14 protein-coding genes and 1 tRNA gene are annotated in these 15,945 nt (G+C 70.6%); 3 read left to right on the top strand and 12 right to left on the bottom strand.

Annotation, left to right across the window (positions count from 1 at the left end; genetic code table 11):
* Positions 1-125 precede the first annotated feature (125 nt).
* From ACPYN5_RS11445 to ACPYN5_RS11430, 4 genes are all read right to left on the bottom strand, one after another.
* The gene (locus ACPYN5_RS11445) at positions 126-1,379 is read right to left on the bottom strand and encodes an FAD-binding protein (protein WP_424449115.1); all 1,254 of its coding nucleotides are present in this window, start codon (positions 1,377-1,379) and stop codon (positions 126-128) included.
* Between the two features lie 142 nt (positions 1,380-1,521).
* Positions 1,522-1,594, bottom strand: a tRNA-Arg gene (locus tag ACPYN5_RS11440).
* A gap of 76 nt (positions 1,595-1,670) precedes the next feature.
* Positions 1,671-2,288: an asparagine synthase gene (locus ACPYN5_RS11435; RefSeq protein WP_424449114.1), complete on the bottom strand. Its 618-nt coding sequence runs from the start codon at positions 2,286-2,288 to the stop codon at positions 1,671-1,673.
* Between the two features lie 44 nt (positions 2,289-2,332).
* On the bottom strand, positions 2,333-2,743 hold the full coding sequence (locus ACPYN5_RS11430) for a YdeI/OmpD-associated family protein (protein ID WP_424449223.1): 411 nt from the start codon (positions 2,741-2,743) through the stop codon (positions 2,333-2,335).
* A gap of 170 nt (positions 2,744-2,913) precedes the next feature.
* On the opposite strand from ACPYN5_RS11430, the gene ACPYN5_RS11425 reads away from it, so the two are divergent.
* Positions 2,914-3,330: a DUF4383 domain-containing protein gene (locus tag ACPYN5_RS11425; protein ID WP_424449113.1), complete on the top strand. Its 417-nt coding sequence runs from the start codon at positions 2,914-2,916 to the stop codon at positions 3,328-3,330.
* On the top strand, positions 3,330-3,875 hold the full coding sequence (locus ACPYN5_RS11420; protein ID WP_424449112.1) for a hypothetical protein: 546 nt from the start codon (positions 3,330-3,332) through the stop codon (positions 3,873-3,875). Before ACPYN5_RS11425 ends, ACPYN5_RS11420 begins: the two co-directional genes overlap by 1 nt.
* 60 nt (positions 3,876-3,935) lie before the next feature.
* Here the strand turns inward: ACPYN5_RS11420 and ACPYN5_RS11415 are convergent, their stop codons facing one another.
* From ACPYN5_RS11415 to ACPYN5_RS11380, 8 genes are all read right to left on the bottom strand, one after another.
* Positions 3,936-4,871: an aldose 1-epimerase family protein gene (locus tag ACPYN5_RS11415; RefSeq protein WP_424449111.1), complete on the bottom strand. Its 936-nt coding sequence runs from the start codon at positions 4,869-4,871 to the stop codon at positions 3,936-3,938.
* 32 nt (positions 4,872-4,903) lie between these two features.
* The gene (araA, locus tag ACPYN5_RS11410) at positions 4,904-6,406 is read right to left on the bottom strand and encodes an L-arabinose isomerase (RefSeq protein WP_424449110.1); all 1,503 of its coding nucleotides are present in this window, start codon (positions 6,404-6,406) and stop codon (positions 4,904-4,906) included.
* Positions 6,407-6,434: 28 nt separating this feature from the next.
* Entirely contained in the window at positions 6,435-8,060 is a 1,626-nt protein-coding gene (locus ACPYN5_RS11405) for a xylulokinase (protein ID WP_424449109.1), read from the bottom strand.
* Positions 8,061-8,133: 73 nt separating this feature from the next.
* On the bottom strand, positions 8,134-9,150 hold the full coding sequence (locus ACPYN5_RS11400) for a LacI family DNA-binding transcriptional regulator (protein ID WP_424449108.1): 1,017 nt from the start codon (positions 9,148-9,150) through the stop codon (positions 8,134-8,136).
* Positions 9,151-9,170: 20 nt separating this feature from the next.
* Positions 9,171-10,094 (bottom strand): carbohydrate ABC transporter permease, encoded by a 924-nt coding sequence (locus tag ACPYN5_RS11395; protein ID WP_424449107.1) that lies wholly within the window; start codon positions 10,092-10,094, stop codon positions 9,171-9,173.
* Positions 10,091-11,029: a carbohydrate ABC transporter permease gene (locus ACPYN5_RS11390; protein WP_424449106.1), complete on the bottom strand. Its 939-nt coding sequence runs from the start codon at positions 11,027-11,029 to the stop codon at positions 10,091-10,093. Before ACPYN5_RS11390 ends, ACPYN5_RS11395 begins: the two co-directional genes overlap by 4 nt.
* Before the next feature lie 52 nt (positions 11,030-11,081).
* Positions 11,082-12,431 (bottom strand): ABC transporter substrate-binding protein, encoded by a 1,350-nt coding sequence (locus ACPYN5_RS11385; RefSeq protein ID WP_424449105.1) that lies wholly within the window; start codon positions 12,429-12,431, stop codon positions 11,082-11,084.
* Between the two features lie 44 nt (positions 12,432-12,475).
* Positions 12,476-14,569 (bottom strand): beta-galactosidase, encoded by a 2,094-nt coding sequence (locus ACPYN5_RS11380; RefSeq protein WP_424449104.1) that lies wholly within the window; start codon positions 14,567-14,569, stop codon positions 12,476-12,478.
* Positions 14,570-14,698: 129 nt separating this feature from the next.
* Between ACPYN5_RS11380 and ACPYN5_RS11375 the strand changes: the two genes are divergently transcribed.
* Positions 14,699-15,715 (top strand): LacI family DNA-binding transcriptional regulator, encoded by a 1,017-nt coding sequence (locus ACPYN5_RS11375; RefSeq protein WP_424449103.1) that lies wholly within the window; start codon positions 14,699-14,701, stop codon positions 15,713-15,715.
* Positions 15,716-15,945 lie beyond the last annotated feature (230 nt).

The raw sequence follows: 15,945 nt of genomic DNA, 5'->3' as shown, positions 1-15,945 counted from the left end.
GCCCCGACGGGTCTTGGGGGCCGGTTCCCTCTGCTGGGGAGCAGAGGCGACAACGGGGCTGCCGCGCGGCTCGGGCGGGGCGTGCGCACCGGCGGCCGACGGGCGGCACCGCGATCGGGCCGTGTTCAGAGAGCGGGAATGCCCAGCACCCGCTCGAGATACGGGCCCGAGAACTTCCCGCCCGGATCGACGCGGGCCACGAGCTCGCGGAAGCCCTCGAGGTGGGGCAACGAGTCGCCGATGGGCATCGAGAAGACCTTGCCCCAGTGCGGGCGCGGGTCGAACGGCGCGAGGACCCGCTCCACGTGCGAGATCGCGGTGCGCACCGCATCCGGCTCGTTCTTCCAGGTGAAGTGGATGCAGACGCTGTCTCGCCCGAATCCGGGCGAGAGCCACAGCTCATCAGCTGCCACGGTACGCAGCTCGGTGACCAGGAGCGCAGGCTCGACCCGGTCGGCGATCGAGCGCACCGCCGCGATCGCCTCGACAGCGGTGGCACGGTCGACCCAGTACTCCGTCTGGATCTCGTCTCCGTTGGACGGCGTCGCATCGATGCGGAAGTGCGGCAGGCGCTCGCACCAGTCCCCCGGGATGCCGCCCTGTTCGGTGGTGTTGTCGACCCCGTCGGCAGCCGGCGAGTCGGCCTTGGCCGAGACCCGGCGCGCACTGAGCAGCCGGTCGGCCATCTCGGGGGCGGAAGCGTCGTCGAGACGCTCCTTGACCCAGACCTCCCCGACGTCGGGCGTGTTCCAGCGGGTGAAGACGCTGACGCTGTACCCGGATGCCGTCACGTCGTCGAAACGCTCGAACAGGTCGTCCCACGTCAGCCCGGTGTAGGTGTCTTGGCGCACCTGGTAGGTCGGCTCGATCGCCAGGGTGAGCCGCGTGACGGGCCCCAGCGCACCGAGGTGCACGACGCTCCCGGGGAAGTCCGCGTCACCCGCCGACACCGTGCGGAGATCGCCCGCCGGGCCGATGAACGTCAGCGCGCGCACGGCGGTCGCGAGCGAGCCGTTGCGGTCCCCCGAGCCGTGCGTCGACGTCGCGGTGGCACCGCCCACGGAGATGTGCGGCAACGACCCCATATTGTGCAGTCCCCAGCCGTGGTCGGCGAGGTGGCGCGCCACGACGGCGTAGCGCGTGCCGGCTCCGACGGTGACGATGCGCGCGTGCTCGTCGATCACGATGTCGGGATCGATCGCGGTGAGATCGAGCAGGACGCCCCGCGTGTCGGCGAGGTCGTTGAACGAGTGCCGCGTCCCGAGCGACCGGACCCGTTCGTGGGAGGCGACGATGTCTTGCGCCTCGGCGATCGTGGTCGGCGTGATCACTCCGTCAGCACTGAAGGTGTGTGTTCCGGCCCAGTTTCGTTCGGTCACGGGATCACGCTACGCGATACCGGACGGAAATGTCCACAACCACAACAAAAGCGCCCGAGCGCGAGACGGAAAGAGACGAGTCGAGAAAAACAAAGAAGCCCCCGCAGAGCGGAGGCCTCTCGTTCACTGTCTCAACACAGTGTGCGCCCGAAGGGACTCGAACCCCTAACCTTCTGATCCGTAGTCAGATGCTCTATCCATTGAGCTACGGGCGCATGGCCGGGAATCTCTCCCGGGCCGTCGTCAAGCATAGCCCGCTCTCGCACAAAGAGCGAATCGAGCGCGGTAGGGCTAGTCGATCACCGGCGTCGCCGCCGAATCGACGGTGTCATCACGGTCGGCGGCCTGCCGCTGGACGTTGCGGCGCTGAGAGCGCAGCCGCGGCAGGTCGACCATCCGGAGGGCCTGCATGCGCGCCGTACGCATGCGCTCGTAGTCGGGCTCGAGGTCGGGCCGTGCCGCCTCGATGCGCAGCGTCCGGTCGATGTTGCCCGCGACCTCGCTCCAGGCCGCCTCTCGCGCATCCGCGATGAGCTTGCGCAGCTCGGCCTCGTCGGCGGCGCGCTCCCGCAACTCCTTCGCGATGCGCAATGACTGCTTGCGCCGCCACCTCAGGTTGGAGACGTCGCGGCTGCGGTAATCGTGCGTGCCGCCCGAGTCGCTGTACCGGCCACTTGCCGCCTTGCGCTCGCGGTGCGTCCGCTCGGCGTCGGCCTCCGCTTCCTCGGCCAGCGAGATCAGGGCATCTCGAGCGTCGCCGAGAAAGTGATCGGCGTGGAAGTCTCGCCCACCCGCCAGAATGTCGACGAGGATGGCGTTCTTGAGGGCGAGGCGGGTCGCCGCGGAGGCGATGTACAGCCCTTCGGCGACGATCTCCGAGCTCTTGGTACGCGCATGACGGGTGGCCAACGCTGCCCCTCCTCACCTCACCCCAATCCTACGGGGCCGCTGCGTCAGCCGAGCTTGGCGAGAATCGCCGCGACTCTCCTTGCACGCGTCTCCGGCGCTTTCGCGGAGTCGACGTTCGAGACGTGCGCCTTGCGCGCGCTCGGCGAGAGCCGGTCGAAAGCCTCGCGCGCGCCCGCGGCCTCGAGCGCGTCGGACAGATCGGTGGGCACCTCCACCTCGCGTGGCGCGTCGTCGAGCTCGAGGTCGACGACGATGGCATCCCCGCCCGCGAGGCCACTCTCGCGCCGGCGTTCGGCCGAGACGGGGACGAGCGCGAGGCCTCGCATCGCGCCGACCGTGGTCCGGAAGGTGTAGCCGTTCACGGTGACGGAGACGGCCGGACGGCGACCGCCGCCGAGGGCTTCGAGCACCGACGGCGGCACCTCGATGCCGGTGTTGTTGCCGAACTGCGACAGCGTCGCTGACCGTAGCCTCGCGTCACGGCCTGGGCCTCACTCACACCGAGATAAAACGACCCATGACACAAGATCGGCAGCTCCGGGCCCGACCAGAGGCAAACCGATCTGCCACCGTCACCGAACAACCGCTGCACCGCGACATCCGTCGCCCAATGGAGGGAACCCTCATGCGTACATCACCGAACCGCCTCGTGGCGATCATCTTCGGAGCCGTCTACATCCTCGTCGGCCTTCTCGGCTTCACCGTGACCGCCGGCGTCGACTTCATCGCCACCGAAGGTGGCCTGCTGCTCGGCATCTTCGAGGTCAACCCGCTGCACAACATTGCGCACCTCCTGATCGGTGCCGCACTGCTCATCGGCGGCCTTTCGAACGTCCGCGCCGCGAAGGGCGTCAACATCACCATCGGTGCTGCATACCTGCTGCTCGGCATCGTCGGCTTCTTCATCCAGGACAGCGCCGCCAACGTGCTCGCCCTGAACACCGCCGACCACTTCCTCCACCTCGCCAGCGCGCTCGTGCTGCTGGGCGTCGGTCTCGGCGCTGACCGCGCGGTGGACCACCACCGCACCGCCACGGTCTGATGAACGCCGCCGCGCTCACCCGCTCCTGGCCCACGCTCGCCGCGTGGGGGGCTGGTCTGCTCCAGCTCGGCGTGGGCGCCGGCATGATCACCCAGGGCACCGGCGTCGCCGATCGCGGCGCCGGTGTCCTGGCGGTCGTGACCGGGGCAGCTGCGCTCGGTTGGGGCGTCGCCGCCCTGGCCCGCGGCCGCCTCGTCGCACCCCGGGTCGCGATGGCCATCGCCGTCGTCGGCACGGTCGTCGCCGGCGTCGCACTGGTAGCCGATCCCCAGCGCGTCAGCGTGCACGCGGTCGGCGTCACGGCGCTGCTCCACGTCGCCTACGGCGTGGCCGCGGCCGCCGTCGTGCGACGGGCACGCTCCGCCCTGGGCGACGCGCGCGCGACCCAGGACCGCACCGCTCAGCGCACGAGCGTCTGGGGACTCGTCGCCGGCTGCGTCATCGTCGCCGGCCTCGTCACCCCGGCACTCGGCGCGACCGAGGCCGGTCGTGCCGCGCCGAGCCACTCCGACCACCCGCTCTTCTCCACCGAGCACGGTCACTGAACCAGCGAAAGGCCCGGGCGGCGATGCTGCCCGGGCCTTTCGCTGTCCGATCGGGCTCGATCAGATCGCGCTGATGCGCCAGGAGGCCTCGACCGTCTCGGCCGGCTCGATGAGGATGAGGCCCGGGTCATAGTCGTAGCGGCTCGCGTTGAAAGCGTCCGGCGCGCACGTCATCGGCTCGACCGCGAGACCCGCACGATGCCCCGGCTGAGCCGGCCCGCCCGGAAGGTCGGCCGTGTGGACCTGCACCCACGAGCACGCGGCGCCCCACGAGATCGCGACGCCGGTTCCCGAGGGGTCGATCACGCGCACGGCGGCCTCGTCGTCCGCGGCGCGCGAGATGCCCGTGAAGGCGTGGTCGATCTCGATCGAGCCGAGCGTCCGGGGCTCACGGAAGTCGAACCCGGCGACATCCGCGACGTCCGCCAGCCTCACCGGCGACAGCCGATCGGGGGTCACCTCGAGCACGCGCTCGGCCGGCAGCTCGAGCGTCCACTCATCCAGCGGCGACGGCCCGGCGACGAGGTAGGGATGCGGCCCGGTTCCGTAGGGCGCGGCATCCGCGCTCTCGTTCGTCGCACGCACGGTCTGCGTGAGGCCGTCCGCACCGAGGCGATAGGTCGTCTCGACGCGGACCGTCCACGGATAGGCCGTCTGCGCGACGATCGTCGCACCGAGCGTCACGTGGTCGGCAGCGACGACCACCGGCTCGAAGTCGAGCCAGGCGACGAGGCCGTGCAGGGCGTGGTGCCGTTCCGGCTCGGTGAGCGCGAGTCGGTACCGGGTACCGGCGACCTCGTACTCACCGTCGACGACGCGATTCGGCCAGGGAGCGAGCGTCGCGCCGCGGTAGCCGGGCCGCACCTCGTCCTCGCCGTAGGGCACGACGAGGTCGCGTCCGGCGACCTGGAAGGAGCGCAGAGACGCTCCCACGCTCGCCACGCTCGCCTCGGTGTCGCCGAATCGCAGCACGTACGACGTTCCGGATGCCGCCACGGGCGTCCCCTCTCGGTTCTGGTGCTCGGAGGTCACAGTCCGCGCGCCAGGCGGTAGTAGGCCTGGTTCCAGCGGAGCTCCTTCTGGAATCCTCGCACCGTCGTGTCGTCGTCGATGACCACCAGCTCCGTGCCCGCGATCTCGGCGAAGTCGCGGAACACCTCGATGCCGACCGCCGTCGTCATGACGGTGTGGTGGGCAGCACCGGCGGCGAGCCAGCACGCGGCCGAGGTCGCGAAGTCGGGTGCCGGCTTCCAGATCGCACGCCCCACGGGCAGCTTCGGCAGGTCGGGGGCCTCGACGTTCTCGACCACGTTGGCCGTCAGGCGGAAGCGGTCGCGCATGTCGCTCATCGCGACGACGAGAGCCGGGCCGGGGTCGGCGGTGAAGACCAGGCGCACCGGGTCGTCCTTGCCGCCGATGCCGAGCGGGTGGATCTCCAGACGCGGCTTGGCGGTCGTCAGCGACGGCGAGACCTCGAGCATGTGCGCACCGAGGATGCGCTCCGAGCCGGGCACGAGGTCGTAGGTGTAGTCCTCCATGAGGCTCGCACCACCCGGAAGCCCCGCTCCCATGACGTTGGCGACCCGAACGAGGATGGCGGTCTTCCAGTCGCCCTCCGCGCCGAAGCCGTAGCCCTCGGCCATGAGGCGCTGAACCGCGAGCCCCGGCAGCTGCTTCAGCTCGCCGAGGTCTTCGAACGACGTCGTGAAGGCGCCGAACCCGCCCGCCTCGAGGAAGGAGCGCAGCCCGATCTCGATGGCCGCGCCGTCGCGCAGCGACTGGTGCCGCTCGGCCCCGGGGAGAAGCTCCTCGGCGACGTCGTACTGCGCGAGGTACACCTCGACGAGCGCGTCGATGTCGGCGTCGGAGGCCGCCGCGACGGCATCCGCCAGTTCGTTGACGCCCCAGGTGTTCACCTGCACGCCGAACTGCAGCTCGGCCTCGGTCTTGTCGCCCTCGGTGACGGCGACGTAGCGCATGTTGTCGCCGAAGCGCGCGAGCTTGAGCGTGCGGGCGGCCTGCCAACCGGCCGCAGCACGCTGCCAGTCCGCGATCTGACGGGTGACCTCGGGGTTGGAGACGTGTCCGACGACGGTCTTGCGCGAGACCCCGAGGCGCGTCTGGATATAGCCGAACTCGCGGTCGCCGTGGGCGGCCTGGTTGAGGTTCATGAAGTCGAAGTCGATGTCGGCCCAGGGCAGCTCGACGTTGGCCTGCGTGTGCAGGTGCAGCAGGGGCTTGCGGAGCGCGTCGAGACCCGTGATCCACATCTTGGCGGGGCTGAAGGTGTGCATCCACGCCATGACGCCGATGACCGAGTCGTCGGCGTTCGCGTCGAGGGCGAGGCGGCGGATCGAGTCGGAGTCCTTCAGCACGGGCTTCCACTCGACGCGGACCGGCAGCCCGGCGAGGCCTTCGACGACCTGCTGCGATTGCTCCGCGACCTGGCGCAGCGTTTCCTCGCCGTAGAGGTTCTGGCTGCCCGTCACGAACCAGACGGTGTACTGCTCGAGAGAGGTGGAGAGGGTCATTGTTCTTCTTCCAGTGGTGTCGGACGGGTCAGGACAGTGCTGCGACGGCGGCGCGCTCGATGGCGAGACCCGCGTCGTAGCGATCGAGGTATGCGGCGAAGCCGGCGGCATCCGCCGAATCGGGCTCGGCGACGTCGACGGATGCCGACGCGAAGACACGCTCGCGGAGGTAGGTGTCGAGGTCGAGCCGGTCGCTGTGGGCGAGGTAGTCGGCCAGGACGGCGATGCCCCATGCCCCGCCCTCGGACGCGGTGTCGCCGACGGCGACCGGTGCGCCGAGCGCGGCGGCGAGGAAGCGCTGTGCGACACCGGCGGTGCGGAACATGCCGCCGTGCGCGAACATCCGATCGAGCCGCACCCCTTCGCGGTCGAGGACGCGCATACCGAGCGCGAGCGTGCCGAACACGCCGTAGAGCTGGGCGCGAACCGCGTTGGCGAGCGTGAAGCGGCTGTCGGGAGTGCGGACGAACAGCGGCCGGCCCTCGTCGGTGCCCGCGATCGGCTCACCGGCGAGGTGGTTGTACGCGAGCAGCCCGCCGGCATCCGGATCGCCCGAGAGGGCCTCGCGGAAGAGGGTGTCGTAGACGGCGTCGGCGTCCGGCTCGGCGCCCGAGAGGACGGCGAAGCGTTCGAACATCGCCACCCAGGCCGCGAGCTCGCTCGCCCCGTTGTTGCAGTGGACCATGGCGACGAGGTCGCCCGCCGGAGTCGTGACGACGTCGATCTCGTGATGCGTGCTCTGGAGCGGCCCCTCGAGCACGACCATCGCGAAGATGCTCGTGCCCGCGCTGACGTTGCCCGTGCGGGGAGCGACGGCGGCCGTGGCGACCATGCCGGTTCCGGCGTCGCCCTCGGGCGGGCAGAACGGGATGCCGGGACGCAGCGTCCCCGACGGGTCGAGCAGCGCAGCGCCGGCCGGCGTGAGCGAGCCGGCGACCTCGCCGGCGACGCGGACCTCGGGGAGCAGGGCGCGGAGGCCGGCCGGCAGGCGACCGGCGGCGTGGGCGTCGAAGAGGTCGACCCGGCGCTGGTCGTAGTCGCGCGTCGCCGGGTCGATGGGGAACATGCCCGAGGCGTCGCCGACGCCGAGCACCTTCTCCCCCGTGAGTCGGGCGTGGACGTAACCGGCGAGGGTGGTCACGTGGTGGATGTCGGCGACGTGCGCCTCGCCGTCGAGGACGGCCTGATGCAGGTGCGCGATCGACCACCGCAGCGGGATGTTGATGCCGAGCAGCTCGGTGAGCTCGGCTGCGGCCGCGCCGGTGCTGGTGTTGCGCCAGGTGCGGAACGGGACGAGGAGCCGGTCGTCGGCGTCGAAGGCGAGGTAGCCGTGCATCATCGCCGAGACCCCGATCGCGCCGAAACTCGCGGGAACGACGTCGTACTCCGCGGCGACGCCGGCGACGAGTTCTGCGTACGCCGCCTGCACCCCGGCCCACACATCCTCGAGGGCGTAGGTCCAGCGGCGCTCCTCGAAGCGGTTCTCCCACGCGTGCGATCCGGTCGCCAGGACCTCGGCGGGATCGGGGCCGACCAGGCACGCCTTGATGCGGGTCGAGCCGAACTCGATGCCGAGGCTCGTGCGGCCAGCGAGGATGTCGTCGCGCTGTGCGGATCGGTCGCGCGTGGCGGTGTGGGTCACGGATGCCTCCATTGGTCGTGCCGCGGATGATTCATGTTACCGGTAACACAGCTCCGGCGCGAGGGTGATCCGATCGTGTGCGTCGTCAGATCTCCCGGGTCGAGGCGCGGACGACGAGGCGGGGCGCCTCGGGCTGCGCCGGCGCCCGGTCGCCCAGCAGGATCCTGACGCACCGCTCCGCCTCCCCCGCGATGTCGAGCCGCACGGTCGTGAGCGCGGGGCGGTAGAACGCGGCGTCGGGATGGTCGTCGAACCCGACGACGCTGACGTCCTCGGGCACACGGAGCCCGAGGGAGGTCAACCCCGAGACGAGACCGAGGGCCATCTGATCGTTCGCCACAACGACCCCCGTCGGACCTTCCGGGCCGCGCACCGCGCGCGCGATCTCCGGCGCGCGTGCCGCACCGGATGCCGCCGACCAGTCGCCTCGCCACCGGCTCACGAGTTCCTCGCCCCGCCGCGCCAGCGCCGACTCAACGCCGGCGTCCCGGGCGACGGCTTCGAGCCAGGCGGCCGGGCCGGAGAGTTGGGCGATGCGGCGGTGCCCGGCATCCAGCAGGTGATCCACGGCGAGCGCGGCTCCCTCGGCGCCGCGGTCGGGTCCGCCACCGCGCTGCTCCGGATCGTCTGCCCGAGAATGCAACAGCACGACCGGCACGTCGAGGCCCGCCGCGGCGAGCGCCTCCAGGGCCGCGGTGTGGGGTGCCACGACGATGATGCCGTCGACGCCCTGAGCCAACAGGTGGTCGGCCGCGGCCGTCACGCCGGCGCCGTCCGACCCGTCTGCGTACGCCGTCGCGATCCAGCGTCCCGCCGTGCGAGCCGCGCGCTCGAGCGCCCCGATACCGGCGGCCGGTCCGTACAGGTCGGTGTCGGAGACGATCACCCCGATCGTCCGCGTCGTCGCCGTGCCGAGCGCCCGCGCCGCGTTGTTCACGCGATAGCCGAGCTCGGCCATCGCCGCGACGACGCGATCGCGGGTCTCGGGGCGGATATGCGGGTGGTCGTTCAGAACCCGCGAGACCGTCTGCGTCGAGACGCCGGCTGCGGCGGCGACGTCCCGCACCCCCACTCGGGTCCGCCCCGGCATCGCTTCGCTCACTGCGCCAGGGTAGCGGGCGCTCAACCCTTGACCCCTCCGGTCCCCAGCCCCGACTGCCAATACCGCTGCAGGAAGAGGAAGGCGATGACCAGAGGGAGGATCGAGACGAACGACCCGGTGATGACGGTGGAGAACACGGCCTGCGACCCGCCGCCCGCCGACGCAGCGGCCTGAAGCTGCGCGAGCCCGACGGTGATCGGGTACAGGTCGGACGAGTTGAGCATGATGAGCGGCAGGAAGTAGTTGTTCCACGTGCCGACGAGCGAGAAGAGGAAGACGGTCACCAGTCCCGGCCCCATGAGCCGCAGGCCGACCTGCCAGAAGATCCGGAACTCCCCCGCCCCGTCCATCCGCGCCGCCTCGATGAGACTGTCGGGGATGGCGTCGGCCGCGTACACCCGCATGAGGTACACGCCGAAGGGCGACACCAGGGAGGGGATGATGATCGACCAGGGCGTATCGGTCAGGCCCGCCCGCGAGAACAGCAGGTAGGTCGGCAGGGCGAGGGCCGTCAGCGGGATCATGATCGCACCGAGCGTGATGCTGAACAGGGCGGAGCTGCCCGGGAAGCGGTACTTGGCGAAGGCGTAGCCCGCCATCGCGGCCAGCAGCGTCGCGCCGATCGCCGAGACGCCCGCGTAGAACACCGTGTTGAGCATCCAGCGGCTGAACAGCCCGCCTCGGGTGGTGAACAGATCGGCGAGGTTGTCGAAGAACGAGAACTCCGGCGCGAACCACAGCCCGAACGACGAGAAGAGCGCCGACGTGTCCTTCGTCGAGGCCACCGTGAGCCACCACAGCGGCAGCAGGAAGTAGGCGACGCAGGCCCATAGGACGACGGTGAGCAGCCAGCTCCGGCGCCGCTGCGGCGTGTACGGTCGCGGCCGGCGACGGCTGCGGGGCGGGCGACCTGTGACGATGGCCCGGGTCTCGAGGGAGGTCATGCCGTTCCCTTTCGCTCGCGGCGTTCCCGGCGCTGCTCGCCCAGCTGCACCACGTAGGACACGACGGCGATGACGAGCCCCAGGAGGAATGCGATGGCGGAGGCGTAGTTCAGCTCCTGATTGATGAACGCGAGGTTGTAGGCGTAGTAGTTCGGTGTGAACGAGTTCGAGATCGCGTCGGGGGCGACGGCGTTCAGGAGGCTCGGTTCGTTGAAGAGCTGGAACGATCCGATGACCGAGAAGATCACTGTGAGGATGATCGCGGGTCGGATGGCGGGGATCTTGATGCTCCACGCGGTGCGGAACTGACCGGCCCCGTCGATCTCGGCGGCCTCGTAGAGCTCGGCGGGGATCGCCCGCAGCGCCGCGAACATGATGATCATGTTGTAGCCGACGAACTCCCAGGTGACGATGTTCATCATCGACCCGAGGATGCTCTGCGGCGACAGGAAGTCGGGGGTGCCGAGCCCGGCGGCCCGCGCGATCTGCGCGAGCGGCCCGAAGTCGGGTCCGTAGAGGTAGCCCCACATCAGGGTCGCGATGACGGCGGGGACGGCGTACGGCATGAAGATGAGCAGCCGGGCGCTGCGGGATCCCCGGGCGCGGCCGCTGTCGAGGGCGAGCGCGAAGAAGAGCGCGAGGCCCAGCATGATCGGCACCTGCACGACGAGGAACGTCGCGACCCGGCCCAGCCCGCCCCAGAAGTTGGGGTCGCCGAAGGCGCGGAGGTAGTTGGCCAGGCCGACGAAGCTCTCGCCTCCGATCAGCCGTCTCTCGAAGAGGCTGAGGTAGCCGGAGTAGACGAGCGGCACGACGAGCATCGCCACGAAGACGACGAAGAACGGAAGGACGAAGAGGTAGGCCGCGCGATGCTGCCTCCGCGTCGCGGTCGAGGGGCGGCGGGTGGTGCCGGCTCGGGTCTGCGTGGTGGACATGTTGCTCCTGAGGAAGGGGTGGGGACCCGGCAGCAGCCGGGCCCCCACGTGCTCACTGGACCGTGAAGCCCTGGGCTTCGGCGTACGACACGAGCTGGTCCTGCCAGGTGTCGAGGGCGGCGGAGATGTCGCCGCGGTCGGCGATCACCGTGCCCAGGGTCTCCTCGTAGCTCGAGTAGACGTAGTCCATGAACGGCAGCCACTGGAAGTCCGTGTCGACGGTGTCGGAGATCTCCGCGAACAGCTTGTTGACCTGCTGGCCGCCGTAGAACTCCGACTCCTGGTCGACGAACGCGGGATCCTCGAGCACCGACGTCTGCGGCGGGTAGAGGAACTGCTGCGTCGCCAGCTGCATCGCCGATTCCTCGTCGTGGTTGATGAACTGCGCGAGCATGGCCGCCGCGATCGGGTTCTCGCTGCTGGCGAGCACCGCGTCGGCCGAGCCGCCCCAGTTGCCCGAGACGTTCTGCCCGGCCTCCCACTGCGGCAACGGCGCCGCGCGCCACAGCCCCGAGGTGCCCTCCGCCGTGCCTTGCAGGAACACGGGCCCCCACGCGGCCGTCAGCCAACCGGCGTACTTGCCGCTCGCGAGCCCCTGGTACCAGGCGTCGTTGAAGTCGACGTCGGTGGAGATGAGGCCGCGCTGGATCAGGTCGGTCCAGTAGTCGGCGACCTCCTTGGCCCCCTCGCTGTTGACGTCGATCGTGACGGTCTCGGCGCCGTCGTAGCCGAAGGGCTTGACGCCGGCCTGCCAGAAGAAACCGATCATCTGCCCGGCCTGGGTCGCGCCGAGGTTGGAGATGTACGACCCGGTGGAGGTCTTGACCGCCTCGGCGGCCGTCGCGTACTCCTCCCAGGTGGCCGGCGGCTCGGTGATGCCCGCCTGGGCGAGGATGTCCTCGCGATACAGGTTGCCCATCGGGCCCACGTCCTGCGGGATCGCCCAGACCTCCTCGCCCGGCGACACCTGGTTCCACGCCCACTCGACGTAATCGCCCGAGAGGTCGTCGGCGCCGTACGGCGTGAGGTCGAGCAGGGACTCGCCCAGCACGAACGACGGGATGTACTGATACTCGACCTGTGCGACGTCGGGGGCGCCTTCGCCCGCCTCGATCGCGCTGCGCAGCTTCTGGTAGTGCGGCAGACCCTGGCCGACGTTCTCGACCGTGACGCTGATGTCGGGGTACTTCTCCTCGAAGAGGGCGACCTCGTCCTCGATGTCGGGCACCCACGTCCAGAACGTCAGCTCGGTGGGCGTGGTCATGGCCTCGTCGATCTGGTCCTGCGTCACCGCCTCTCCCGAGGGCGCATCCGACGCGCTCGGGCTGCACCCCGTGAGCACGAGCCCCAGAACGGCGGCGCTTCCGAGCACCGACGCTGCTGCTCTCCGCGTGTTCCTCATGGTTTCCTCCTGTGATTGTGCGGATCGAAAGATCCCTCGGTGACTCACTGCTCCAGCAGAGTCCGGGTAGACCACGCGGGCAGCGAGAGCTCGGAGCCGGCGGCGAGGTGCTCGCCGGTCTCGGCATCGGTGACGGCGGCAGCGAGCGTGACCAGCTGCGGCTCCCATCCCCAGTTGAAGACGAACCACGCCCGTGAGCCCGCCCCGGTGCGCCCGGACGAGACGGTCACCGGAAGCGCGCGCTCGGGCGCCAGGACATCGGCGATCGGATGCGGGACCAGCCGGGCCACCAGCGCGGCGGCCAGCTCGGGCGAGGGGACGGTGCCGACGGTCGTGATGGTGCCGGCGCCGTGCGGATGCTCGGCGACGGCCGCGAACGTGCCGAACCACGGGTGGTCGTAGCCGGCGAGGACCTCGGCGTCGCGGGCGACCAGCCCATCGGCCCACAGGGTCGCGGACGCGTCGTCGGGGAAGACGTCCGAGCGGAGCCCGAGCGGATGCCGCAGGTTCGAGAACTCCGAGTACTCCAGGCCGGCCGCCTCGGTCAGCCGCGGCGGCGCCACCTCGACGCGCGCACGACCCTCCTCGTCGGCGTACCCGGTGCGGATGCCCAGCACGAGCCGGCCGCCCGCTGCCGCATAGTCGCGCAGGAGGTCGAGGTCGGCGTCGGTGGCGACGTACAGCGCCGGCGCGATGAGGACCGGGAAGCGCTCCGCGAGGGCTCGCGCCCCGATCTCCCGCGCCTGCCCGACGTGGAGGAGGCGCGCCTGCGCGCCCGCCGCGACAACGCCGGCGTGGAAGGCATCGAAGATCCGCGTGTAGGCACCGGTGTCGGGCGTTCCGTCGGACGTGACCAGCGGGGGCGAGAACTCGAGGGCGAACCGGCTGTCGTTCGACCAGAGCATCGCCACGTCGGCATCCGGCTCGAAACCGTCCAGCGCCGTCCCGATCGCCCGGAGGCGACCGCCGAGCTCGCTGACCTCGCGGTAGATCCGCCCCGGCTCCAGGCTGTGCGGGATCACGCCGCCCCAGTAGGTCTCGGTGCCGTAGGGCAGCGTGTGCCAGTGCCAGTACTCGATCATCGCGGCGCCGCGCGAGATCAGGGCGAAGGCGGATTGAGCGAGCTGGCCCGGGTAGGGCGGGAGGTTGAACTCGGGCCCGCCGATCGACTGCGCGTCGGTCTCGGTGACGAGGAACCGCGACTGCTTCGATGAGAAGAGCCGGTCCGCCTGCCGGAAGAGCCCGGCCACGCCGCTCGTGGTCCACGGCGAGGCGGGAGTCAGTGTCTGCCCGGCGTCGAGGTGGTCCTGCATCGCGTAGTAGGGATTGCCCGCGGTGATGTCGAGGGTGCGGACGAGATCGTCGTCGGCGACCGCGCGGCGCGGGTAGGCGATGCACGTGGTGACGAACTGCTCGGGCGCCGCGTACTCGCGGACGATGCCGACCTGCCAGGCGATGAACTCGGTGGTGAGGTCGGCCTGGTATCGACGCCAGGCCAGGTCGTACTCGGGCAGCGTGTTGCCGTCGGGGGTCCACAGCTCCGACCAGTCGGCGATGCGGTGAGACCAGTACGTGAGCCCCCACTCGCGGTTGAGCGTCTCGACGTCGCCGTAGCGGTCTTCGAGCCGGCGGACGAATCGGCGGAACGTGCCGCGGTTGTGCAGCAGCAGCAGGCCGGGCTCGTTGTCGACCTGGAACCCGATCACGGCGGGATGGTCGGCGTAGCGCGACACGACGGCGCGGATGATGCGCTCGGCGTGGAACCGGAAGGCGGGATGGGTGAAGTCGACCTCTTGCCGTCCGCCCCACGGCACGGGCTGCCCCGTGCGGGTCTCGCCGGCGATCTCCGGGTGCGCAGCCTGCAGCCACGGCGGCACGGCGTAGGTGGGCGTGCCGAGGATGACGCGGATGCCGCGGGCGTGGGCGGCGTCGAGGACGGGCTGCAGCCAGTCGAGGTCGAATTCGCCGTCGCGCGGCTCCCAGGTGGACCACACGGACTCGCCGACCCGGATCACGGTGAACCCGGCGGCGGCCATCAGATCGAGGTCGGTCTCGGTGCGCTCATCGCGGTGGTACTCGGCGTAATACGCCGCACCGAAGAGGATGCCGGTCGGGCGATGGCTCGGTCGCGAGAACATGTGACTCCGTCGTCGCAGGGAACCGGAAACTCCGATGTTTCCGATAACAATCCCCGTCGGGCTCCACTATGTTGCCGATAACATTGGATGTCAAGAGCCGCATCGCACGAGTTACCCGAAGGGGGGACGATGACCTCGACCACGGATCTCGCCGACCACGGCGGGCGCAAGCCGGCGACGATCTACGACGTCGCGACGGCAGCCGGAGTCTCCCACCAGACGGTCAGTCGCTTCCTCGCCGGATACGAGGGCATCCGTCCCGCCACCCGCGCGCGCGTCGAGCTCGCGCTGGCCGAGCTGGACTACCGCCCGAACATGTCGGCGCGCAGCCTGAAGTCGGGGCGCTCGCACCGGATCGGCGCGCTCACCCACGAAACGGCGCAGGTCGGCCCCGGCCGCATCGCCGAGGGTGCGGCGGCTGCGGCCCGCGATGCCGGCTACGTGCTCGATCTGATCTCGGTCGACCTGCACAGTCCGCACGCCATCGACGACGCGCTCGGCCAACTGACCAGCCACAGTCTCGCCGGCGTGCTCGCGCTCGTGTCGACCGACGAGATGCGCGATGCCGTCACGGCCGCGCGATTCGATGTGCCCGTGGTGATCGAGCGCGAGAGCGACGACGCCCACGGCATCTCCGAATCGGGAGTCCAGGCGCTCGTCGCGCACCTCGCCGCGCTCGGCCACCGTCGCCTCCTGCACATCTCCGGCCCCTCGAACTGGTCGTCCGCCCGCAGCCGCGAACGCTCCTTCCGCGCGGCGGCCACCGCACTCGGCCTCGAGACCGAACCCACCCGCTACGGCGACTGGTCACCGGGATCCGGCTACGCGGCGATCGCCTCCGCTCCGCTGCGGAGCACGGCCATCGTGGCATCCAATGACCAGATGGCCCTCGGCGCCATGCTGGCGCTCAAGCGCCAGGGCCTCGCGGTGCCGGCCGACGTCAGCGTCGTCGGCGTCGACGACATCCCCGAGGCGGAGTACTTCGATCCCCCGCTGACGACCGTGCGCAACGACTTCGCCGCAACCGGCCGCTACGCCGTCGAGGAGCTGATCGCCCGCATCGAGGGCACCCCTGCCCCCGGGCCTCCGGTGCGCCTCGCGGAACTGGTGGCGCGGGAGTCCTCGGCCCCGCCTCGCGGAGCCTGACGGCGCACCCCGCGCGATACGTCTGTCGGGCGCGTGGGGCTGGCGCGACCTCCGACCGCCGCCGAGGCGACACCAGCCCCGGCGGTCCGACAGGTGTATCGCCGTGGGGGTGCCGCGACCCCGCGAATCCGGTCGGACGGCGACGGGCGGCACCGACCGTGGTCGATGCCGCCCGTGGCTTCTGCGGCGCCGCCTCTGTCGAGCCGGACCGCACGAGTATCAGCGGTCGC

This window comes from Microbacterium arborescens, assembly GCF_049707515.1.
Taxonomy (GTDB): Bacteria; Actinomycetota; Actinomycetes; order Actinomycetales; family Microbacteriaceae; genus Microbacterium; species Microbacterium arborescens_B.
Note: the sequence above shows the minus strand (reverse complement) of the source record. Positions and strands in the feature narration are given on the sequence as shown.